Consider the following 21,549-nt stretch of genomic DNA (forward strand, 5'->3'; position numbering starts at 1 on the left):
TTACATCATGGAAAACCAACCGTATCATAACCCGGTTCCTCCACCGCCGGTGAGTCCGCTGAGCCCGTCCGATGAACGGATGTGGGCGATGCTGGCGCACCTGAGTTCGCTGGCGATGTTTATTTTTCCGTTCGGGAATATCATCGGACCGGTCATCGTCTGGCAGATTCAAAAGGATAAATCAACGTTTGTTGATTTTCACGGCAAAGAATCGGTGAATTTCCAGATTACGATGACGATCGGCTACTGCGTATCGTTTCTGCTGCTTTTTATTTTTATCGGCATTCCGATGCTGGTCGTTCTGGGCCTGATCGGCCTCGCATTTACCATCATTGCCGGGGTGAAAGCCAACAATGGAGAACACTATACCTATCCGTTCTCGATCAAGTTTGTTAAGTGAGGAAGAGAGACGTTTATAGTATAAGGTTTAAAGAACTGGCGTTTATGGGGTGAAGCAATCGGGGAGTCGTTAGACGTTATACTTCAAACCTTAAACGACAAAGACTAAAACCAGGGTCGCCGGACTTTGAACGTGCGTTTTAAGCCCCGAATGAGCAGGAAAGCGCCAAGCAGACCGAAGATGATCGCCAGGACGTTGATGTGAAGCACCGCGAAAACGATGGCGACGCCGATTACCGGAATGGACGCTTTGAGTTGCCACGGAATTCGCTGCCACCAGTTTAGTTTCTTGCGCGGTTTCAGTCCCAGAATTTCGCGCAGGGTTTTCTTCTGACCCGGTTTAGGGCGGGGTTGTTGCACGGGCGTGCTGGTTTCGGCGGCCCTGACGGGCGGATTAACCAGTGCGGACGTAGCGTGCCGAACCCGTTGCTGAACGGTTTGGGTAGGCGGAACAACCACCGACGACGCGTAGGCTTCCGGCGCTAGAGGGTCCGGTTTTTCCGCTTCCGTGACCCAACGGGTCCAGTCATCCTCCGGAACCCGCCCCGAATCGCGGATCATTTCGATGGCCTGCGGTTTTTTCGCCGGGCGAAACGACTCGATCGGCATGGGTTGAAACCGGGCATAAGGACGATGACAGGAAGCTGTAAACAGGCAACAAACAACGGCAAGCGGAGCGAGGGCACTTTTTCTCATCAGGCTGAACGAAGATTCAGAATGCAAAACCTTCCTTTACAACGAAACCGATCCGCGGGTTTATACTTTCTGTACCGGAAATTATGGTCCAAAAAAAGACCTGTACGGTTTTTAGGGCCCTACAGGTCTGAATGTCAGGTAGTTTACTTTTGGAAAAGCTTTCCATTCAACGGCCTTATTTAGCCGCTGTTCCGCTCTGGGGCGTTGTCGCCGGAGCGGCCGGTTGTTGCTGCTGCGCCGGTGCTGGCAGGCCCGCGCCCGGAACCGTTTTCGTCGCTGCGGCATCTACGTTCGCACTGTTGATGGTGGCACCAACGGGGTTGCGGTCGATGATGATATAAGTTGATAGCGTCAGGACCATGATGGCAATGCCAAGCCCCCAGGTCACCTGCTCCAGAAGGTCGGTGGTTTTCTTAACGCCCATCAATTGGTTGGAACCGAGTCCACCAAATTCACCGGCCAGGCCGCCCCCTTTGGAATTTTGAATCAGTACGGCCAGAATCAGCAGTACAGTACAGATACAAATTAATACAATAATTGCCGTTAGCATTTCGGTTCGCCCTTGCGGTTTTAATAGATGCGTATTGGTATTGAAAGAAGTAACTTACTGATCTTGCGGTTTCTTTAACGCAGCGATTTTCTCCGCAAAATAAACCTTTTTTTCCGGATTTTTCAACATTAGTTTCACGTAAATGTCAATCGCCCGCTCGGGTTTGCCCTGTTTGGCGAGGATTTTGGCGAAGGTTTCGGTGACGGGCGTACCGGAGTTGCCCGGCATCCGGCGCGTGAGGTCCTCCTGATCGGCCTGCTCGCTGCTGTTCAACCGCGGGCGCTGAATGGTCGGTTCGCGCCGGATAAACTCTTCGATCAGTTGCAATTGTCGGTTTCGTTCCGGATTGTCCGGCGCGGCCGGTTCTTCCGCGACCTCCTGTATGGTTTCTTCGAGCGTGGTCTGAACCACGTTTTCGGTGAGAATCGATTTGTCGATGATGGGCAGAATGTCATCAACCGGGTTTAGGGTTTCAACCGATTCGTCGGCCAGACTGTCGTCGGTGGGCAGCGGTTCAAACGTTACGGATTTCGCAAAATCGAAAATCGGGTTGGCAAAAAAGGTTGAACTCTGTTCGGCTTTTTTCTTGAACAGTTCATACGACTCTTTCTTGTAATCGTCGGGAATCGGGACATGTTTCAGCGATAATTCGTTCAGGCGGCTCAACAGATTTTCGGACCACTGAAATTCGTTCTCGATCAGTTTCCGCAGGGCATTGCGGCTCAGCGCGTGGGCGGCCGCCTGCCGGACGTATTCGATGGCGTGGCTTTTCTGGTGAATGGAAGTTGCTTTGGCGGCCAGTACGTATAGCGACTGACAGTAGGGAAACGCAGCAATAGCTTCCTGTAGCGGTTGTAAATCAGCAGGTAACAGTTCTTCGGGATGAGTAACCCAGAACGAAAACGTTTCTTTGTCCAATTTGTTCATTGGATTAAAGGTCGGAAGGTGGTATCGCTTTGGTCAAATGTAACAAATTGTAACCAGTTTCAACCGCCGTTTACCAGTTAAAAATTTAGCAAATCGTCTCTTTTACCGTTGAATTGAAAAACCGGGTTTTTACCAGTCGGCTGCGGTTTTATTGAAAATATCCAACACCAGCTGGTCCTGAATTTTGGGTAACAGGCGACTTTCGCTCTGGGTCAGGGTCTGATTGGCGGGAAAATCCTGGTAGAATGAAAAAGGCTGGTCGAAGTTTTTACTTTCGTCCTTGGAGTTCGAAAAACGAACCTGCACCGTAACCTGCAGGCGGTTTTGGGCCGCCTGGTCGGAAGCCGTAGCCGCCACCGGCAGCACATCGTATCCCGAAATGGAGCCTTCCAGCACAATGTCGCCGTTGGCGGGCACTACCTTCATGTTCGTATACCGCTGGTAATACTCCTTCAGTTTTTCGGTGAACTGCAACGGCAGGTTCGCCGGTCCGCCCGCAGCCGAAGTGGTAAAGGTATTGACCGTAATCGTTTTGATATTCGGATCGAGCGTCGTGCCCGTAAACGAGTACTTTCCGCAGGAAAAAGTGAAGAGTGAAGAGTTAAGAATTAGGAATACTCCCCAAAGTCTCACAGTATACCTCATAACTCTTACCTCATAACTCTTTCCTTCCCTAGTCTTCTTCATCAATCTCATACTGTTTGATTTTCCGGTATAGCGTACGTTCGGAAATGCCAAGTGCCTGGGCCGCGTATTTCCTTTTGTTGTTGTTTCGGCGCAAAGCCTTGACAATCATCTCTTTCTCTTTTTTTTCGAGAGAGAGCGAATCGTCTTCTTCGGTTTCGTGCGTAATGTCCTCCACGGTGACGTCGCTGGCCGTATCAGCCGGATCGTACTCGTCAACGTCAATGACATTACCGGCGGGAAGCAGCCGGGTGACAGCCGGTTCGGGCTCCCGGACCAGGTCGTCGGACTGGAGCGTTTCGAACAGCTCCTTGTTATTTTTCAGGATCTCGTGACCGTTCTGCTCATTTTTCAGCACGTCGAGCACCAGCCGCTTCAGGTCATTCATATCCCGGCGCATGTCGAACAGCACTTTATAGAGCAACTCCCGTTCGGAGATCGAATTGCTGTCGATATGACCACCGGGCCAGACCATCGGAGCCTGGGGAGCCTGCGACGAAACCGGTGGCAGGTATTTGGCCAGCGTTTCGGCTTCAATTACCTTGTTGCTTTCCGACTCCAGGATGGACGTTTGTTCGGCGATATTTTTTAATTGCCGGATGTTACCCGGAAACGGATACCGCAGCAGCAGAAGTTTAGCGGCTTCCGACAGTTGGACGGGTTTGATCCGGTACCGCTCGGCAAAATCGGTCGTGAATTTCCGGAACAGCAGCTCAATGTCGTCGCCCCGTTCGCGCAGGGGCGGCACAAAAATCGGGACCGTGTTCAGCCGGTAATACAGGTCCTCCCGAAATTTGCCCTGCTCGACGGCCGCCAGCAGATTGACGTTCGTAGCGGCCACTACCCGCACGTCGGTTTTCAATACTTTCGACGAACCCACCCGGATGAACTCACCGTTTTCGAGCACCCGCAGCAGTCGGGCCTGCGTTCCTATCGGCATTTCACCGATTTCGTCGAGAAAAATGGTCCCTCCGTTGGTGGTTTCAAAATAGCCTTTCCGCTGGTCGACGGCGCCGGTAAAGGAACCTTTTTCGTGCCCGAATAACTCCGAATCGATGGTGCCTTCGGGAATGGCTCCGCAGTTGATGGCAATGAACTGGCCATGTTTTCGGCTGCTGAGGCTGTGGATAATCTTCGAAAAAGATTCTTTTCCACTTCCACTTTCCCCCGTGATCAGGACGGTCAGGTCGGTGGGTGCCACCTGAATGCCTACATTAATGGCATAGTTCAGCGCCGGGGCGTTTCCGATGATGCCAAACCGCTGCTTTACCGACTGTATCTCTTTTAAATCCATAGGGTAGGAAAGGGGATCTTACACAGCCTTACCCAACAGGGTTGCGGCTGTACAATCCGTCACCAAAACGTTGACATACTGACCTTTCTGGAAGTTTTCTTTCGGAAAAACCACCATCTTGTTCTGATCATTGCGGCCACACAGAAAATCGTCGGAGCGTTTGGACGTTCCTTCAACCAGGACCCGTTGTACTTTCCCGATATGCCGCTGGTTGCGTTCGAGTGACAGATTTCGTTGCAGGGCAATGATTTCATTCAGCCGGCGAATCTTGACATCATCGGGCACATCGTCGGCATACTTCCGGGCTGCGGGCGTACCGGGGCGTTCGGAATAGGCAAACATATACCCGTAGTCGTAGCGGGCGTAAGCCAGCAGGGATAGCGTATCCTGGTGTTCTTCCTCGGTTTCGGAGCAGAAACCCGAAATCATATCGTGCGAAATGCCACAGTCTTCGCCCAGAATGGCGCGAATCCGGTCGATTTTCTGAATATACCAGGCCCGGTCGTACGTTCGGTTCATGAGCTTGAGAATCCGGTCGTTTCCACTCTGGGCGGGCAGGTGAATGTATTTACAGATGTTGTCGTATCTTGCCATCGTATACAGGACCTCATCGGTAATGTCTTTCGGATGGGAGGTCGAAAACCGCACGCGCAGGTCGGGGCTAACCAGCGCCACCCGTTCGAGCAACTGGGCAAAATTGACTTTTTCCGTGCCATCTTCGGAGGTCCACTTGTAGCTGTCGACGTTCTGACCCAGGAGGGTTACTTCCTTATACCCCGCTTCGGCCAGTTCGCGGGCTTCGCGCACAATCGAATGGGCGTCCCGGCTGCGTTCGCGGCCCCGGGTGTAGGGCACGACGCAGAAGCTGCACATGTTATCGCAACCCCGCATAATGGAAATAAACGCCGTTACGCCGTTGGAGTTCAGGCGGATCGGCGAAATGTCGGCGTAGGTTTCCTCGCGTGATAAAAAGACATTGACGGCTTTCTGCCCCGATTCGGCTTCCTCCACCAGCTTCGGAATGTCGCGGTAGGCGTCGGGTCCGGCGACGATATCCACCATTTTTTCCTCCTCCAGCAACTTGGCTTTCAGGCGTTCGGCCATGCAGCCCAGCATCCCGACCAGCAGTTCAGGTTTACGTTTCTTGAGGATGTTGAGTTGCTTCAGCCGGTTGCGTACTTTCTGTTCGGCATTGTCGCGGATGGCGCAGGTATTCAGAAAAATTACGTCGGCATCGTCGGCGGTGGCGGTGGTGGCAAAACCGGCATTCCGCATCACCGAAGCGACGATTTCGCTGTCCGAAAAATTCATCTGGCAGCCGTAGCTTTCGATATAAAGCCGCTTTTTGCCCACGGCCAGTTCATCCTCCAGTACGCGCGGTTCGTCGGCGCCCGCTTTGTCGGCTTCCGTTAATATGGATAAAGTCTCCGTAATGCGTTCCATCAATCAATTGTGTCTGAGCAGCGTTGGTCGGTTGTCCGTTTCCGCTACATGACGAGCGGTTTTTAACCGTAAACAGAAAACCGTATCCCGAAAACGCTTCGGTGCTGCTTGTAAAACCAGGACTCAAAGTTACGAAGATTTTAGGGAAACTGTGACAGTTTGTCAGGTAGGAATATCGGAGCGACGACTCGCATCAGAAGGGATACCCAATTCCAAAGTTGATAACGAGTGGGTTGGGGCCTTTGAACATCTTGTCAAAACGGAATTTTGGCAGAAAAAACCGCTCATCGATGAAATCCTTGTACGGTTGTTTGCCGTCCACGATATAGCCGTTGGCATCCGGAGCGTACAGGAAATACCGGGCGGGATCGTACACTTTAATCGCTCCGTCAAACCGGATAATGAAGAACGAAAAGTCAATCCGCAGCCCAATCCCGGTTCCGACGGCGATCTGCTGCACGAAGTTGCGGGAAAGAAACTCGCTATTCGATTTCCGAAGCTGAAAGTTTTCCCCGAATCGGTTGGGATGATCCCGCAACGTCCAGACGTTTCCGGCATCCACGAAAAAGGCGCCGTTAATATCCCCCCCCAAATGGAACAGGTGGGTGCGCAATTCCGCCGAGGCTTCGAGCAGGATGTCACCGGGTTGTTCGAAGTCGTAGCGAAACTGCCCGGTGTTATTACCATTCCGGTCTTTCTTGAACTCAGGAATCAGGGTGCTGGCGTTGACGCTGTATGGAATCGCCGAACCCGCTCCCAGACGACGCGGTAACCAGGCCCGAATGCTGCTGCTCCCACCGGCGAAAAACAATTTTTCGTACGGTGCCGTGTGGTTATTTTCTCCGTATCCGTAAACAAGCCCGGTATTGACGCGAAAAGCCAGGGTCGTCTTGGACTGCACAGGGATGTAATGCCGAAAATCGACGTTGGCACGCAGGTATTTATAGTACTGTAAACCGCTCGTTTCGGTGGTTTTGAAAAAATTCTGAAGCTGCTGGTTACTGAAAAAATTCAGGGTTGTTCCTCCCGATTCCAGGGAAATCCTCAGAAAATTAGCCCGTCGATTCTGCCCCAGAACATTGGTATTATAGGTATAAACAAAACCAATGTTCGAGGCAAAAGCACTCCGAAAACTGTTCCGAATGGTGCTCCCCAGCGAATCCTGGGATTTTAAATAATTCTCAAAGGCTCTTCCGTCATCATTGGGCTTAATCGTCGCTTTCAGGTAGTTGATGTCGGCAATGATAAAGTTAAATTGTTTGTTATTGTCTTTCAGCCAGTTATAAGACAGGGCGGTTCTTAAGAGCCTCCGTCCGTAGTCGGGTCGGCTGATATAATTGTACCCCAGACTGATTTGCGTTCGGGGACTCAGCCGGTTAAACAAAAACCGGACTTTTCCCGGAAAGAGAATGTGCGGAAAAAGTAACGACGTATTGAGGCCAAACTCCTGCGATACCCCGATTGTCGTGTTGGAACCATATCCGGTCGTGGCCTCAATCCCATACCGCAAAGACGTTTCAAACGTGCCCAGTCCGCTAAAAATATTGTGAATCCGGAAGGAAAGGTTGCCGAAGGGGCCCGGGTAACCCTGCCCCTGGTAGAGAACGAAAATACCGCCTTCCGTGGTCATCTCGTACTTGTCGATCGGCAGCAGGTTGATGCGGGTTCGCAAGTGGAGTTTCGTCGTATCAATAAAACTGATGTTGGCAAAGCTGAACTGGTTGAGCAGAAACAACTGCCGCTGGGTATCCTGGAAATTTTTGAGCCGGTACAGGCTGTCGGGCCGCAGAAAAATCCGGCTGTCGAGCAGGCGCATCGAATACTGCTGCCGACCCAGGTGAAACCGGATGCCGTTGTACCGGACCGTATCGATCGAAAACCGGTCTTCGGCCCGGGCCACGCGCACTTCAACCTCGCCGATCCGGTAAACCGGGTGCCGGGATTGGCCGGGCGGATTCGCAATCCGGACCCACATATTGAGCCGGTGCCGGGTCGAATCGGTGCTGTCATTTCGAACAGAATCCACATCGAGCACGTCGAGCGGCAGCGGAATATACTGCCGTGTAAAGCTGTAATAGCCGTTATTGCGCAGCAGTTCTTCGATCCGAATGCGCTCGGCTTCAACCTTGTCGGCATCGAAACGCTCGCCTTTTTTCAGAACGGAGGCCTTCTCGAGCGTCGGCCGGACAATCGAATCGACCCGCGCATCGGCGATCTGGTACGTAATCTGGTTGAGGTGAAACGGAATGTTTTCCTGGATGGTGTAGGTCACCCGAATCCGGCGGCCCAGCGTTCTGGTACTGTCGATGGTGTACGTGGCTGTTCCCCGTAGAAACCCTTTATTGAACAAATACCGCTGCATTTTCCGGGCATTTTCTTTGGCATCGGTTTCGTAGAAATAAGCGGGGGGCTCGCCGAGGGTCCGCATGGCCCAGTTGCCTTCGTCGGCCCGACGGCGCAGGCGGGTTAACTGGCGATTATAGCGTTTGAGTTGTTTGCGGTACGATTTGGTCGAATCGGGATTTTCCACAAAGGCATCGTACTCCTTGCGTTTGGCGTCGAGTGCACGCTGGGCGGCTTCCTGGTCGTACGTGCGCGAACCCAACTGATAAAACCAGAGTGCGGGGGTGATTGGCAGGCGGAGAATCCGACGGTTGGGCCGCTGCGGAATCAACGCTTCCAGCTCACCGTCCGAAATGGTTCGGTTGCCGCGAACAGACTGGCTGTAGAGCAGATACTGATTTTTTTGTAACTTTTCAGAGCTAACGCAGCCCGACAACCAAACCAGCAGGCCGAGAATGAGGAGAGAAGCGGATGATTTTGGGGTCAGGAGTACCGGATTCCGGTTGTTTCTCCGAAATTCGCAGTTCAAATCTGTACCGGAAAACCGGTCGTCATTCTTTTTTCTCTTCATGCTCTCGAAATCACTCGGCAAATATATTCAGTCCCTCCAACAGAAAAAATTCCGACAGGAACACGGAGCCTTTCTGGTGGAAGGAAGTATTAATGTGCTGGAATTGTGCGCATCGGATTACCAGATCGAACTGGTCCTGACGACGGAATCATTTTACAAAGAAAATGCCCAACTGCTGGATAAACAACGCGTTCGGCTCGAAATGGTTTCGCCCGATGACCTCAAACGCGTTGGTTCCCTCGTGGTCAATGAGACGGGGCTGGCGGTAGTTAAAACGAAAGAAAACCGGTTTTTAGTCGCTGAATCCGACGAGTTTGTGCTGGTGCTGGACGACATCCGTGACCCCGGGAATCTGGGCACTATTCTGCGGATCGCCGACTGGTATGGCATCCGGAAGCTGATTTGTTCGCCCTCAACGGCCGATGTCTATAACCCAAAAGTAATTTCGGCCAGCAAGGGGTCGTTCACGCGCGTCGAATGGTTTTATACCCCGCTGGCTTCCTACCTGGCTGACCTGGCGGGCGCTGCGGTGTACGGAGCGTTTCTGGACGGAACGAATGTACATACCCATCGCTTCGGACCATCCGGTTATATTGTGATGGGAAACGAAGCCAACGGAATCAGTGAAGACGTGGAACGGTTTGTCAGCCAGCGCATTACCATACCGCGCTTTGGCGGGGCGGAATCGCTCAATGTCGGCATTGCGACGGCGGTCATCTGTGACAATCTGCGCCGGTCGGCAGGGGGGAAATAAAAATAGCCCTGTTCGTGGCAAGGCTACTTTTACTGCTTTCTTAACCTAAACTAAATGTACATATTGTTTACAAAAATACGACTGGAACCTCCCTTCGCATTTACCCCAATCTGGGGGATTTATTCGGAACGCCGGGCGGTGTAAATTTGTGAAAGAGGGGGAGGAGATCCCCCAAACCGGATGAGAAGGATTGTTTGCATACTGCTGCTGGTGCTGAATTGGGGGACGGCGTTCCCCCAGGCTACGAAAAGTTTGCCCAGGGGGAACTCATTCGAATCGCGGGGGCCGGTGATGCGATTTCTGGATCAGATTTCGGTTGATAACGGGCTGTCCCAGAGCGGGGTGTACTGCGTATTAAAAGACAGTCGGGGCTACGTCTGGTTTGGAACGCAGGACGGCCTGAATCGCTACGATGGCTACCAGATTACGCACTTCAAGCATAACCCATTCGATAGTACGACGATCACGCACGACCAGATCATGACGCTGCACGAAGACGCCCGCGGGAAGATCTGGGTGGGCACCGTCAACGGATTGAATCAGTACGATCCGGTCACCGGTCATTTTCGGCGCTTCTGGGATTTGCTCGAACCCAAACGACGCCGGTACGACCTGACCACCATCAACGCCATTCGTTCAGACCGGTTTGGGACGCTCTGGGTAGCTACCGGCAGGGGCCTGAAACGACTGATTTTTAAGAAGGCCGGCCAGTACGAGGTCATTCATTACACAATCGAAAACGAAGACGATCGGCGCGCCCAGATTGTAAATGCGTTACTCCCCGATTCGACAGGCACGCTCTGGATCGGAACCGGGAGCGGATTGGCCCAATTGATCATCCCCCAACCGGTGGCAAAATCGCCAAAACCGGCCCCCGTCGCCCTCGTAGCCTGCGCGCAGAAACGGGTCTACCAACTGCCCGACCCCTGGATTAAATCCCTGGCCCTGGACGATTTCGGGACGGTTTGGGTCGGAACCGGGAGCGGAACAGTCCGGATCAATCCAAATCTGATGCAGTCCGAAATGCTCCCGGAAATTACCCAGCGGATGGCGGATAGTCCGGTTTCGTCGATTCATATCGACCGGAATGGAACCCTGTGGCTTGGCACACCGCAGAGCGGTATCTACCGGTTTAAGATCGTCAGCGACCAGCACATTCGGTACTACGATAGCATTCAGGAAGATTTGCTCGGGAAAAAAGGGCTGAAAACCAACGCCATCAACACAATTTACGAAGGCCCCGCCGACCGCGAAGACATTGTCTGGATCGGGACCGGCGACGCGGGCGTTCAGCTGTACAGCCGTTCTAAAAATAGTTTTCGGCAGTGGCCAACCATCACCAGTCGCCAGCAGTCGTCGGCGGCCAGTCTGGTGTTTGCCGTGACGACCGATCATGTCGGAAAATTGTGGATCGGAACCCACGAAGGCCTGATTCAGATCGACCGGCTCACCTCGGCCATTCAGCGGTTTCGGGCCAATCCGGCGAACCCCCACAGCCTGGGAAGTGATAAAATCCAGTGCCTGCGTGAAGACCGGCAGGGGAATCTGTGGGTGGGAACCATGGAAGGACTGTACGTCTACGACCGACCGCGAAACCGGTTTAACCGGCGGTTACCGGGAATTCCGCATGACCTGAGCGTGAAAGGCAGTGAATGGGGCGACGGCGTGCTGAGTCTGTATCAGGACCAGGCCGGGAACCTGTGGGTAGGGGGCTATTCAAGCCTGCGTCGCATTGATGCAAAAACCGGGGCCGTGACTATTTACCGGAACGATCCGAAAGATGCCAACAGCCTCCGGGCTTTCATCGTTTACGCGATTCAGGAAGACCGGAAAGGAAATTTATGGGTGGGAACCGGTTTCGGCCTGAACAAAATCGAGGTAAAAACCGGAAAAATTACCCTGTACACCAACAACCCGAACGATCCCAACAGTTTGATCGGGGAGCAGGTGCTGGGTTTTCTGCGCGACAGCAAAGACCGGTTCTGGGTTTGCAGTAACAAAGGGTTCAGCAAAATGGTGGACGGTGCCGACGGCCGGGAAAAATTCATTCACTATACCGAACGCGACGGGTTACCGAACGAACTGGTGTATGGGGCGCTCGAAGACGAGCGGGGCCGCATCTGGATGAGTACCAACCTGGGCCTGTCGTGTTTCGATCCGGAGAAGAAGGTATTTGAGAATTACGACATCAACGACGGCCTGACGATCAACGAGTTCAATATGCACGCTTACCACCGGGCCGAAGATGGCGAGCTGTTTTTTGGAGGAATCGGTGCGCTTGTGAGTATCATGCCCATGTATATGGTGAAAAACCGGCATATACCCCGGACGGTGCTGACCTCGTTCAAGAAGTTTGAAAAACCGGTGAACGTCGATAGTGTGCTGGCCAGCCAGGGACGCATTGAAATACGGCCGGGGGAAAACTTCTTTTCCTTCTCGTTTGCCGCCCTGGATTATACCAATCCGCACAAAAACCAGTATACCTATATGCTGGAAGGGTTTCACGATGGGTGGATTGAAAGCGGATTGCGCCGGTATGTGAGTTTTACGAATCTGAAACCGGGTAATTACGTCCTGAAAGTCCGGGGGTCGAACAGCGATGGCGTGTGGACGGATGCGAATATGCTGCGAATTCCGATTACGGTTTTGCCGCCGTTCTGGCAAACGTGGTGGTTTCTGGTCATCCTGGTGACGGTAATCGGGGGGGCAACCTGGCTGGGGTATAACTACCGGGTGCGGAAAAAGGTCGAACACCTGCTGGAACTGGAACGGGTCACGCTGGCCGAAAACGAACGGGTGCGGAAAATGGCGGCTCAGGACCTGCACGATGAGTTTGGCAATACGATCACCCGGATTTCGATGCTGACCGAGATCATCAAGAGTAAGCTGAACGGCCACGGCACCGAGATCGCTCCCTTGCTGACCAAAATCAGTGACAACAGCAACCGGCTGTATCAGGGAACCAAGGACTTCATCTGGGCGATTAATCCGGAACACGACAATTTTCTGGAAATTGCCATCCGGTTAAAGGATTTTGGCGACGACGTATTCGACCGCAGCCGGGTCACGTTCGAAGCCACGGGCATCGTCGATGACCTCCGGAAGGCGGTTTTGCCGGTGGGGACCAGCCGTCATCTGGTTTTTCTGTTCAAAGAAGCCATGAGTAATACTCTGAAACACTCCCAGGCCACCAGCGCGCAGATTCATTTTGCGATGCTGAACCGCCGGATCGAGGTGCAGTGGAAAGATAATGGCATCGGCATCCTGACCGGTAACAAGTCCTCCGTCGGAAACGGGTTGCACAACATCCGTAGCCGGGCCGAAAAAATTGGCGGGAAAGTCGATATTATTTCAGCCCCCATGGAAGGAACCACCGTCCTGTTCCGGATGGACATCCCGCACATTGGGTGAAGTGTCACCGCCTTTGCTTCATCAACTTCCTTTCGTAAAGTCTATTATCCCGTTGGTGTAATAACGGGCCGATTTGCCCTAAAAAAATAGTTATTTACCCTTGCAAACTCTAATGAACACACGTATGCATGTAACTCAACTTTTACGCAGTCCGCAGACGATACGGATATGCATTGTGGAGGATGATAATCTGATCCGGGACGGTTTTGCGCTATTGATCAATAGTACATACGGTTTCAAGATTATCAACACGTACCACCGCTGCGAGGACGCGATCAAAAACATTCATTCCGACTCGCCTGACGTGGTTTTGATGGACATCGAGTTGCCCGGTATGAACGGAATCGAAGGCATTGCGCGCATCAAGAAACTCCGTCCGAAAACCAACATTATTGTGGTAACGGTTTACGAAAACGACGATCTGGTGTTCAAGGCCCTGTGCGCCGGAGCGGGCGGTTACCTGACCAAAAACATGCAGCCCGGCCGTTTGCTGGAGGCCATCCGCGACATTCAGGAGGGGGGCGCACCGATGAGCACCAACATCGCCCGGATGGTGGTGGCCTCGTTCCAGAAAAACCGGAATTCACCCCTGACCGCCCGCGAAACCGAGGTGCTGGAGTTGCTGTCGAAAGGCAAAAGTTACACGACCATTGCCGAACAATTGTTCGTCGACAAGGAAACCATCCGGACACACATCAAGAATATTTACTGGAAACTTGAGGTGCACTCCAAAGCGGAAGCCATCGAGAAAGCCATCAAAGAACGGCTGATTTAAGGCCAAAATCCCCTCTTATGCGGTAGGGTGCCTCCTCACCGGCCGCGTATTTTTGTATCGTTGACGAGGACGCAGGCGGTGCAAAAAGCCGTGTGCTCATCGGCAGGCAATGAAGAAAGGTTCTGCGCAATCCGAACCTGATCTATGAGATGAACGTGAAAGGAAAAACCAGTCCATTCGGCTGGTTTTTTTCGTTCCGAAAAATCCCCCGCATTGCGGGATTTCGGACGCTGGATGGTTCGTGACCTTTGTGGAAAATACACGAATCAACAGACCATGAAAGTACTACTACGAGGAGTTTTACTCGTGCTGATCGGTTGTCAGTACGGGTTTTCCCAATCTAAAACGGTGTCGGGAACAGTACGGAGTTCGTCCGACAAACTGCCAATCCCCGGGGTGACGGTCAGCCTGAAAGGGACCACCCAGGGGGCCACGACCGATGGCAACGGGACTTTCCGGATTTCGAATGTACCCCAGGAAGCCACCCTGGTTTTTTCCTTTATCGGGTTTGCCACCCAGGAAATCAGCGTTGGGAACCGCACCACGTTCGACATCGTGCTGGAAGAAAGCGCGGCTGTTCTCAGCGAAGTGGTCGTGACGGCTTCGGCCATCGAGCGGGAGAAAAAAACGCTGGGCTACGCCGTGACAAACGTGAAAGGGGAGGAGCTGATCCGGGCCAACGAATCGAACCTGTTGCGGTCGTTGCAGGGCCGGGTACCGGGGGTTCAGATTTCGAGCGCGTCGGGCGCGGCCGGTGGGGCCACCCGCGTCGTGATTCGCGGAGCGCAGTCGTTTAACGGAAACAACCAGCCCCTCTACGTCGTGGATGGGATCATCGTGAGCAACAACAATACAACCACCCAGATTGTCAACGGGAATGGCACGACATCGACCGTCGGGGGCGGTGATCTGAACAACGGCGTGGACATCACCAACCGGGCCGCTGACATCGATCCCAACAACATCGAGTCGGTTTCGATTCTGAAAGGGCCGGCGGCAGCCGCGCTGTACGGTTCACAGGCGGCTTCGGGGGTCATTATTATCACGACCAAAAACCGCAGCAAGGCGGTAACCGACAAACCGCAGGTCAGCCTCAATAGCTCCGTTGCGTTCGAAAACCCGCTCCGGCTGCCGGATTTTCAGAATACATTCGGGGCCGGTTTCGACGGCGTGTATGATCTTTTCGACGGGGGGAACATTAGTTGGGGGCCTAAAATTCAGGGGCAGACCGTACCCGACTGGCACACCTACGGTCTGTATTCGCTCGGCCAGCTGGATGCGCCGGATTCGGTGCCCCTGGTGGCCCGGCCCAACAATGTCCGCAATTTCTTCGAAACCGGCGTGACGCTTAACAATTCGTTTTCGGTCCGTAACAACAACGGCACGTCCAACTACATCCTGACGGTTTCGGATGTGAATACCAAATCCATGATTCCCAAAAACCGGTACCACCGGACTTCGGTGAACGTGGGGGCCGGCACCCGGTTTTTCAACAACAAAGTGTCGGCCAATCTCTCCGCGACCTTCGTCCGTTCCGGGGGCGATCGCGGGGTGCAGGGGCAGGGTCGGTCGAATATTCTCCAGACCATTTACAACACCCCGCGCGACATCGAGATCACCGATCAGAAGGACTTCAATGATCCCCGTTACAGCCTCGACGGCTATTACCTGGCCGGTTTTCGGAACAATCCGTACTGGCTTCTTGAGAATAACCTGTTGAAAGACAACGTGAACCGGTTTTTCGGGAATGCCCAGGTGGGGTATGATCCGGCGCCCTGGCTGAACATCATGTACCGCATCGGAACGGACATGTTTTCGGATTTGCGGAAACAGACACTGGCGCAGGGCACGATCAATAACGTGGCCGGGCGGTACGTCGAAGACAATACGAACTTCCAGAGCCTGCTGTCGGATTTCATCGTGACGGCCAACCGTGATTTGAATCCGAATCTTAACCTGAAAGTCATTCTGGGGCATAATTTGCAGGATTACAATTCGACGCGGGGCATTTACGACGGCCAGCCGCTGATCGTCCCCGGTTTCTACGACCTCAGTAACGCCAGCAGCATCGTCACCACGCGGGTGGATTCACGGACCCGTTTATACGGCATTTACGGCGATGTGCAGGTGGCCTACAAAGATTACCTGTTTCTGGACGTAACGGGCCGGAACGACTATTCGTCCACCCTGCCGAAGAAAAACCGCTCCTTCTTTTACCCCGGCGCCAGCGTCAGCTTCATCCCGACGACGGCCTTCGACAACCTGCGGAGTACCCCGATCAGTTACGCCAAAGTCCGCGCCAACGTCGCCCAGGTAGGGAAAGTGGCCAATGCGTACCAGATTCTTCCGGTGTTTACGCGAACGGCGATTAATGACGGGTATCAAGGTGCCTACCAGTTTCCGCTGAACGGTATTCCGGGCTTTTCGGTGGGCAATATCCGGGGCAATCCGGATCTGCGTTCGGAATTGACGACTTCCTGGGAGGTCGGAACGGAAATTCTGTTCTTCAACAACCGGCTGGGCATCGATTTTACGTACTACAACTCGAAGAGCGATCAGCAGATTGTCAACGTTCCGATCTCGAGCACTTCCGGTTTTCTGGCCCAGACGCTGAACGCGGGTGCCATGACCAACAAGGGCATTGAGCTGTTGCTGACGGGTACGCCGGTGAAATCAACCGCCGGTTTCCGCTGGGATGTCTCGTTGAACTTTACCCGGAATCGCAATAAAGTGACAGAACTGTATAATCCCCTGGCGCCGGTGGGGCTGGGCGGTTTGTCGACACCCGGTTTGCAGGCCCGGCTGGGCGAACCCTACGGGACGTTCTTCGGGAGTAAAATGCTGCGTGATCCCGAAGGGCGTGTCGTGATTAACCCCACCACGGGCCGTCCGCTGGCCGACCCGGTTTTGCAGGTGTTGGGGAACATTCAACCCGACTTTTCGGCCGGTTTGAGTAATACGGTTTCGTTCAAGGGCTTAACACTTAATGTGCTGGTCGATACGCGGCAGGGCGGTAAGTTCTTCTCGCAAACGACGAGTCTGGGCCGGTTTGGCGGTTACCTGAAAGAAACGACCTACAACGACCGGGAACCGTTTGTTTACCCGAATTCCGTCGTGCAGAACCAGGATGGTACGTTTACGCCCAACACGACGATTAAAACCAATGGCGGATTCGAATACTGGTCGACGGTTTCCAATTTCGGCGAAAACAACCTGTTCGATGCATCGTTCGTGAAGCTGCGCGAAATGAGTCTGAGCTACGCGCTGCCGAAATCGCTGATTGGCAAAACGCCGTTCACGACCATTCAGTTGTCGCTGATTGGCCGGAACCTGCTGTTATGGACCCCCAAATCGCAGCCGAACGTCGATCCGGAAGTTAGCTCGTTCGGAACCGGTAACGCCCAGGGGTATGAATACCTGGCGTATCCGTCGGCCCGCAGTTACGGGGCCAGCCTCAAAATTATTCTATAATCGATCCCGATTTTGCTGAAAATATGAAACGGAACCTGCTGAAAGTGGTGTTGCTGACCCTGTTTACGGGGCTGACCACCGCGTGCGAAAAAGATTACCTGGACATCAATACGGACCCGAACAACCCGGCCGAAGCGGATATTGTGCTGTCGCTGCCCGCCGGTCAGGCGCAGGTGGCGTTTATTGTGGGGGGACAGCTAAACATCCTGGGTGGGGTGCTGGCCCAGTACTGGACCATTCCGAAGGGCGGGAATCAATACCGGTCCTGGGATCAGTACAACATTACTTCGGCTACGCTCGACGGCCAGGGGGGGCAGTTTGCCACGATGTATTCGGGGGCGCTGGAGGATTTGCAATACGTCATCAACCAGGGCAGCCAACAGAATGAATGGCGGATGGTCGGGATTTCGAAAATCATGAAAGCGTATGCGTTCCAGGTGCTGACGGACCTGTACGGCGACATCCCGTTTTCGGAAGCCCTTGACGCGGATCGCACGATTACGCCCAAATACGACCCTCAGAAAGATATTTATGCGGGGTTACAAACGCTGCTCGACGAAGCGAAAGCCGACATTGCCAAGAAGCAGGGGCGTTTTCCGGGCACGGCGGACATGGTTTATCAGGCCGCTAACGAAGCCGGAATGGACCGCTGGACCCGGTTGGCCAATACGCTCAAACTCAAGTTGTATCTGCGGTTGAGCCAGGTGGATGCCGCCACCGCCCGGGCGGGTATTCAGGCGCTCTATGCGGGTAGCGGCACGGCGTTTATGCGCACGGGCGACAGCTTCCAGTTTGCCAATGGCACGACGACCAATTCCGAAAATCCGCTCTGGCAGGCCAATTTCCGGTTATCGAACAACCTCACCGCCAGCACGACCATCGGCAACCTGATGGTGCCGGATAATGATCCGCGCCTTCCGGTGTATTTCCTGGATGCCGATTTGCGGACGCCCGAAATCGAGTATGTGTTTACGCCGAACGGAACAACCTCGACCAATACGGCTTTGTACACCTCCTATCCGGGAAAGTATTTCATCGGGCAGCGGTTTTTGAACGGAACGATCAACGGTACTTCCGCAGCCAGTGGCGTTACGGCGGCCGACGATAATGCGGCCAAGGCGCGTCCGGTGGTGCTGCTGGCCTACGAGGAAAGCCTGCTGTTGCGGGCGGAGGCCGTGGCGCGGGGGTGGGCCGGAACCACCACCGACGATGCGGCCAAGCTGTACGACGAGGCCATCACCGCTTCCATGGCCCGGTTTGGCGTTCCGGTGGGCGACTACCTGACCAGACCGACGGTCGATTACGCCAAGCAGACGGATAAAATCAAGGCCATCATTACCCAGAAATACCTCGCCTTATACGGCCTGAATGGCGTGGAAGCCTGGTCGGAGCAACGGCGGACCGGTTTTCCGGCACCCGCCATTCCGGTGGTTAACCTGACCGGCAATCAGTTTATGAAGCGATTGCCCTATGTGGATTCGGAGCTGCAGCGTAACCCGAGTATTGCGGCTACCGGCATTGCTCCCGGCGATGTGCTGACCCCCGTTTGGTGGGATGTCAATTGAAGGCAACGGGACTAGTTAGGAGAACGAAAACACGAAACCCGGGATTAAAACCGGCCAGATCTGGCCGGTTTTTTCTTTATCCGGCCTGTCGACCGTTCATCCCGAAAGCCGTTCCATTCCGCAATATCACCTCATTTGCGGTATTCCGGGGCAGTTTTCCCGCACTACTTTTAATCCATTGATGGTTTGCTAAAAAGCAATCAGAGGTCACACTAAACAACAGATACCCATGAAGCGCCCGTTAACCGTTTTCGCCCTACTTCTTGTCCTGAACGCGCCGGTCTGGGCCGGTTTATCGTCGATAGATCCCATTCCCGGCGATGAAAAAGAAAACAGAACGTCCTCCTCTCCGAACGTGAGCCGTACCAAAGCGATGGGCGTGGCCATCTACCGCTCGGTTAACACGGCCAAGATGAATCTGATGATCGAAAACTACATCGAGGTGCCGATTCAGGTGACGCTGGTGAACGAAAATAACGAGGTGCTGCATTCCGAAAAAGTCGGCAAACGGCTGAAAAAGTACTGGCGGAAATTTGACATGGAAACCATGCAGGATGGTTTGTATACCTTCCAGATCAGCGACGGGTATACGCACATCACCAAGTCGTTCCGGCTTGAAACTCAGAAAGTCGAAGTAAAGCAACCCACGCGGTTTGTCTCACTGCTGGATTGAGTAGCCCCAACTACCGACAAACGTTTTCCCCGCCGACGGTGGTCAGGTACCCGAAAGATGCCGCTCTTTCTGCCTCGCTTCGTGGTGGGGGATTTTTTTGCGGACAAGAGAGGAAAGATAAGAGAGGAAGGGCTTGAGAAAGAGTAGGTTATGGATGCTTGTCGCGGGTCTTTTCTCTCTTGTCTGTCTTCATTTCTCCGGAGCTTCTGCCGGTTCCAGACTGACCAGATCCAGGACCAGTTTCCACTGCGCCTGGCTGTCTTTTTTCCAGATGCGGAGGTAATTACCCGTTCGTTTAACCGGTTTTCCGGCCAGCGTCGCGAGTGTCTGGGCGTTGCCGTAGACGTACCCCAGATCCCCCGAAGCCGCAACGGACGCACCCAGCGGGAGAAAACCGAGCGTAATGGGTTGCTTCAGCAGCGAGTCGATGGCGGGCCGGTCGATGAACGGTTGCTGGTCCATCCGGTACAGCCGGGCCTGCGGAGCCAGATACTGCCGGTAGGTCGCGGCTACCCCGCTTTTCTCCAGCGTTTTAATAAACTGGCTATCGAGTGCCAGCAGTTCTTCCCGGTTTTGGGTCGTATCCGAACTGGTGACACTCCGGATCCCCGTTGCCACCCGGATGGCGTTAACCGGGGGCGTTGGCGGGGCGGAATGGCTGATGCCGATGTCCAGCGCAATTTTCCAGTTGCCGTCGGCCTGTTTTTTCCAGAGTGTAACGTAATGCCCATAACCGGATGGGGTATCGGTTAGTGTTTTCGGGCGTGCTTCCCAGGGACCCGTGGTGTACCCCAAATCCCCCGAAGCTGCCACATCGGCGGCCACCGGCTGCCAGGTCAACTTGCCGGGCCGTTCGGGTCCGGTTTCAAACAGTTCCCGGCCATTGGTTACTTTGCCTTTGGCGAACAGAATACCATCCGGTGCCAGATTCTGAAGAAAGGCGGTTTTGGTCGTGCTGTCCCGCGACAGTTGCGCAAATTTCTTCTCCGCATTGACCAGTGTCTGGAGCGGGCTTTGTGAAAAAGCAGATAGGGTACTCGTTACGAACCAGAGCGTTAGGTAAGCGTTTTTCGTCATCGTTTGTTGTTGAACGGCCGGATTCAGCGGCTGGGCCGCGACCGTTTCTTTACATAAACGTACTCATGCTCGATTCGTTTGCCAATTCTTTGGCGTGTTCGTGACCCAGATAGTTATCGATCAGATAATGAGCGAGATACAGGACGGGTGTCAGGACTACGGCGACGAAAAATTTGTAAATGTAGTTGATGATGGCTACGGCAATCACCTGCTTGAACGACCAGTTGCCGAAAATGTAAAACGCGATGACCAGGACGACGAAACTGTCGATCAACTGGGAGATGAGGGTAGAACCCGTGGCCCGCAACCAGATTTTGCGGCTGCCCGTAATTCGCTTGAGAGCCTGAAAAACCGTAGCGTCGAGCATCTGGGCCACCAGAAAAGCCGTAATGGAGCCCAGAATGATGCCCAGTCCCTGCCGGAAAATCATGGAAAAGGCATTGTTGATGTTCATGGGATTTCCCACCGCGTCGGTTTTGTTGACCTCCAGCCAGAACTGGGCCGGTGGGAGGGAAGTTACGAAGTAAATGATAAGGAAACTGTACGCAATGAAGCCCGCCGTGACGTACGAAATGCGCCGGACGCCCTGAACACCGTAGTATTCGTTGATAATATCGGAGGTAATGAAAACCGCCGGCCAGATCACCACGCCCGCCGTCAGATTAAAATCCAGGACAAAATCGCCCAACAAATGAATCTGGGCCGGAGCCACACCCAGCCAGGTTTCGGCCGAAAAGATTTTGACCCCGATGATTTCGGCAATAACCGCGTTGGTCAGAAAGAGGGCGCTCAGAAAAAGGTAAAGATTGGTTTTTTTGCTGGTAAACGAAGCCATTCTGGAAGTAAGAGTTATGAGTTAAGAATTAAGAATTGTGTGGGGGATGCCTGCGCTCCGGAACGCAATGACAAGATATCA

The 21,549-nt window shown here is 53.7% G+C and carries 16 protein-coding genes; 7 read left to right on the forward strand and 9 right to left on the reverse strand.

Annotated elements, in window-relative coordinates; all coding sequences use genetic code 11:
• Positions 1-7 precede the first annotated feature (7 nt).
• Entirely contained in the window at positions 8-400 is a 393-nt protein-coding gene (locus ACFPMF_RS00300) for a DUF4870 domain-containing protein (protein ID WP_379840414.1), read from the forward strand.
• Positions 401-504: 104 nt separating this feature from the next.
• Here the strand turns inward: ACFPMF_RS00300 and ACFPMF_RS00305 are convergent, their stop codons facing one another.
• The 7 genes from ACFPMF_RS00305 to tamL form a co-directional block, all read right to left on the reverse strand.
• Positions 505-1,095: a hypothetical protein gene (locus ACFPMF_RS00305; RefSeq protein WP_379840415.1), complete on the reverse strand. Its 591-nt coding sequence runs from the start codon at positions 1,093-1,095 to the stop codon at positions 505-507.
• Positions 1,096-1,270: 175 nt separating this feature from the next.
• Positions 1,271-1,645, reverse strand: coding sequence for a preprotein translocase subunit SecG (gene secG / locus ACFPMF_RS00310; RefSeq protein WP_379840416.1), 375 nt, complete (start codon positions 1,643-1,645; stop codon positions 1,271-1,273).
• A 54-nt stretch (positions 1,646-1,699) separates the two neighbouring features.
• Positions 1,700-2,572, reverse strand: a complete 873-nt coding sequence (locus ACFPMF_RS00315) for a hypothetical protein (RefSeq protein WP_379840418.1) — start codon at positions 2,570-2,572, stop codon at positions 1,700-1,702.
• 129 nt (positions 2,573-2,701) lie between these two features.
• Complete coding sequence (locus ACFPMF_RS00320) at positions 2,702-3,217, reverse strand: LptE family protein (RefSeq protein WP_379840419.1); 516 nt, start codon at positions 3,215-3,217, stop codon at positions 2,702-2,704.
• Between the two features lie 28 nt (positions 3,218-3,245).
• Positions 3,246-4,550, reverse strand: coding sequence for a sigma-54 interaction domain-containing protein (locus ACFPMF_RS00325; RefSeq protein ID WP_379840420.1), 1,305 nt, complete (start codon positions 4,548-4,550; stop codon positions 3,246-3,248).
• Positions 4,551-4,568: 18 nt separating this feature from the next.
• Complete coding sequence (gene miaB / locus ACFPMF_RS00330) at positions 4,569-5,993, reverse strand: tRNA (N6-isopentenyl adenosine(37)-C2)-methylthiotransferase MiaB (protein WP_379840421.1); 1,425 nt, start codon at positions 5,991-5,993, stop codon at positions 4,569-4,571.
• A gap of 193 nt (positions 5,994-6,186) precedes the next feature.
• Positions 6,187-8,907: a translocation and assembly module lipoprotein TamL gene (gene tamL / locus ACFPMF_RS00335; protein ID WP_379840422.1), complete on the reverse strand. Its 2,721-nt coding sequence runs from the start codon at positions 8,905-8,907 to the stop codon at positions 6,187-6,189.
• Between tamL and ACFPMF_RS00340 the strand changes: the two genes are divergently transcribed.
• From ACFPMF_RS00340 to ACFPMF_RS00365, 6 genes are all read left to right on the forward strand, one after another.
• Positions 8,906-9,661 (forward strand): TrmH family RNA methyltransferase, encoded by a 756-nt coding sequence (locus tag ACFPMF_RS00340; protein ID WP_379840423.1) that lies wholly within the window; start codon positions 8,906-8,908, stop codon positions 9,659-9,661. The genes tamL and ACFPMF_RS00340 overlap by 2 nt on opposite strands.
• A 180-nt stretch (positions 9,662-9,841) precedes the next feature.
• Entirely contained in the window at positions 9,842-13,072 is a 3,231-nt protein-coding gene (locus ACFPMF_RS00345; RefSeq protein ID WP_379840424.1) for a ligand-binding sensor domain-containing protein, read from the forward strand.
• Positions 13,073-13,196: 124 nt separating this feature from the next.
• Positions 13,197-13,847, forward strand: a complete 651-nt coding sequence (locus ACFPMF_RS00350; protein WP_379840425.1) for a response regulator — start codon at positions 13,197-13,199, stop codon at positions 13,845-13,847.
• Positions 13,848-14,123: 276 nt separating this feature from the next.
• On the forward strand, positions 14,124-17,318 hold the full coding sequence (locus ACFPMF_RS00355; protein ID WP_379840426.1) for a SusC/RagA family TonB-linked outer membrane protein: 3,195 nt from the start codon (positions 14,124-14,126) through the stop codon (positions 17,316-17,318).
• 23 nt (positions 17,319-17,341) lie between these two features.
• Entirely contained in the window at positions 17,342-18,883 is a 1,542-nt protein-coding gene (locus ACFPMF_RS00360; protein WP_379840427.1) for a SusD/RagB family nutrient-binding outer membrane lipoprotein, read from the forward strand.
• Between the two features lie 229 nt (positions 18,884-19,112).
• Positions 19,113-19,556, forward strand: a complete 444-nt coding sequence (locus ACFPMF_RS00365) for a hypothetical protein (protein ID WP_379840428.1) — start codon at positions 19,113-19,115, stop codon at positions 19,554-19,556.
• Between the two features lie 189 nt (positions 19,557-19,745).
• Here ACFPMF_RS00365 and ACFPMF_RS00370 read toward each other — a convergent pair whose 3' ends face one another.
• Positions 19,746-20,633, reverse strand: a complete 888-nt coding sequence (locus ACFPMF_RS00370) for a YybH family protein (RefSeq protein ID WP_379840429.1) — start codon at positions 20,631-20,633, stop codon at positions 19,746-19,748.
• A 49-nt stretch (positions 20,634-20,682) separates the two neighbouring features.
• On the reverse strand, positions 20,683-21,468 hold the full coding sequence (locus ACFPMF_RS00375; RefSeq protein ID WP_379840430.1) for a queuosine precursor transporter: 786 nt from the start codon (positions 21,466-21,468) through the stop codon (positions 20,683-20,685).
• Between the last annotated feature and the right edge of the window lie 81 nt (positions 21,469-21,549).

The sequence above is a fragment of the Larkinella bovis genome (genome assembly GCF_042655385.1).
GTDB lineage: Bacteria > Bacteroidota > Bacteroidia > Cytophagales > Spirosomataceae > Larkinella > Larkinella bovis.

Excerpts from the sequence above, each read along its gene's own strand:
- ACFPMF_RS00345 (WP_379840424.1), top strand. The coding sequence starts at position 9,842 with ATGAGAAGGATTGTTTGCATACTGCTGCTGGTGCTGAATTGGGGGACG.
- tamL (WP_379840422.1), bottom strand. The coding sequence starts at position 8,907 with ATGAAGAGAAAAAAGAATGACGACCGGTTTTCCGGTACAGATTTGAAC.
- ACFPMF_RS00360 (WP_379840427.1), top strand. The coding sequence starts at position 17,342 with ATGAAACGGAACCTGCTGAAAGTGGTGTTGCTGACCCTGTTTACGGGG.
- ACFPMF_RS00340 (WP_379840423.1), top strand. The coding sequence starts at position 8,906 with ATGCTCTCGAAATCACTCGGCAAATATATTCAGTCCCTCCAACAGAAA.
- ACFPMF_RS00320 (WP_379840419.1), bottom strand. The coding sequence starts at position 3,217 with ATGAGGTATACTGTGAGACTTTGGGGAGTATTCCTAATTCTTAACTCT.
- ACFPMF_RS00350 (WP_379840425.1), top strand. The coding sequence starts at position 13,197 with ATGCATGTAACTCAACTTTTACGCAGTCCGCAGACGATACGGATATGC.
- ACFPMF_RS00325 (WP_379840420.1), bottom strand. The coding sequence starts at position 4,550 with ATGGATTTAAAAGAGATACAGTCGGTAAAGCAGCGGTTTGGCATCATC.
- secG (WP_379840416.1), bottom strand. The coding sequence starts at position 1,645 with ATGCTAACGGCAATTATTGTATTAATTTGTATCTGTACTGTACTGCTG.
- ACFPMF_RS00305 (WP_379840415.1), bottom strand. The coding sequence starts at position 1,095 with ATGAGAAAAAGTGCCCTCGCTCCGCTTGCCGTTGTTTGTTGCCTGTTT.
- ACFPMF_RS00300 (WP_379840414.1), top strand. The coding sequence starts at position 8 with ATGGAAAACCAACCGTATCATAACCCGGTTCCTCCACCGCCGGTGAGT.
- ACFPMF_RS00370 (WP_379840429.1), bottom strand. The coding sequence starts at position 20,633 with ATGACGAAAAACGCTTACCTAACGCTCTGGTTCGTAACGAGTACCCTA.
- miaB (WP_379840421.1), bottom strand. The coding sequence starts at position 5,993 with ATGGAACGCATTACGGAGACTTTATCCATATTAACGGAAGCCGACAAA.
- ACFPMF_RS00375 (WP_379840430.1), bottom strand. The coding sequence starts at position 21,468 with ATGGCTTCGTTTACCAGCAAAAAAACCAATCTTTACCTTTTTCTGAGC.
- ACFPMF_RS00315 (WP_379840418.1), bottom strand. The coding sequence starts at position 2,572 with ATGAACAAATTGGACAAAGAAACGTTTTCGTTCTGGGTTACTCATCCC.
- ACFPMF_RS00355 (WP_379840426.1), top strand. The coding sequence starts at position 14,124 with ATGAAAGTACTACTACGAGGAGTTTTACTCGTGCTGATCGGTTGTCAG.
- ACFPMF_RS00365 (WP_379840428.1), top strand. The coding sequence starts at position 19,113 with ATGAAGCGCCCGTTAACCGTTTTCGCCCTACTTCTTGTCCTGAACGCG.